Origin of the sequence: Herbiconiux daphne, assembly GCF_024979295.1 — a bacterium.
GTDB classification, from domain to species: domain Bacteria; phylum Actinomycetota; class Actinomycetes; order Actinomycetales; family Microbacteriaceae; genus Herbiconiux; species Herbiconiux daphnes.
Genome location: NZ_JANLCJ010000308.1, coordinates 1 through 783, shown reverse-complemented (window position 1 = coordinate 783; position 783 = coordinate 1). Strand labels below are relative to the sequence as shown.

2 protein-coding genes are annotated in these 783 nt (G+C 47.3%); both read left to right on the top strand.

Annotation, left to right across the window (positions count from 1 at the left end; translation table 11 throughout):
* Window positions 1–150 precede the first annotated feature (150 nt).
* Entirely contained in the window at window positions 151–483 is a 333-nt protein-coding gene (locus tag N1032_RS24875; RefSeq protein WP_259543221.1) for a hypothetical protein, read from the top strand.
* A partial coding sequence (locus N1032_RS24870; protein WP_259543218.1) for a hypothetical protein occupies window positions 483–783 on the top strand: 301 nt, incomplete at its 3' end. The genes N1032_RS24875 and N1032_RS24870, both read left to right, overlap by 1 nt.

The following is a 783-nucleotide window of genomic DNA, read 5'->3' as shown; positions in this document are numbered from 1 at the left end:
TTATGCCGGGATATAAGAAGAAGATGGAAGGGCTAGCCGGTAAATACGGCGCACAATATTACTGGACGCCAAGCGGGCAAGTTAACGCTCCCGGCATTGGTGAATATAAAGATTAACCCGCTACGGCGGGTTTTTTTATGGGGCTTATAAATGGCAGATTCTACCGTCGAACTCATTCGCAAACTGACCCAGCTGGAAGGCAAACTTCTTAAAGAGTTCATTAAAGAAAGCGATCCCGATAATTGGGTAGGCCGTCGACAAATCTCGTTTGACCTTACAGAGAAACAAAAGAACGTTCGCTTACTCGATAAGAACAACGCAAAAAGCACCTATGCCATATTAAAGGCGGTACAGGAACGCCGGAAGGATTTAAGCGCGCCGATTAAAAAAGGCGAAGCGCAGCCGGTAGCGGAAAGCGATTTAATCACGCAGCTGAACGCGCAGGCCGCCGAACACTTTAAACACTTGCAGAGCTTGAACTAATGGCAGAACAGAAGGCAACCTTCCCCGCCTTCTTTATGCTGTGGGCTAAGCGCATGAAATGGAAAGTGCCGGATATTCACTGGCAAGCCGTTTTATGGTTAGAACAATGCGGGGAATTAAATTTATTCCGTTGCTTCCGTGGCTTCGGTAAATCAACCATCATTGACTTGTTTTGTGCCTGGCGGCTTTATAAGGCCGCCGACGAAATGATTCTATTGCAATCTGAAGCCGACGGCACCGCGTATAAATCATCGCGCGACGTTCAATCTATTCTACGTAATCACCCATTAACAGCCGGTA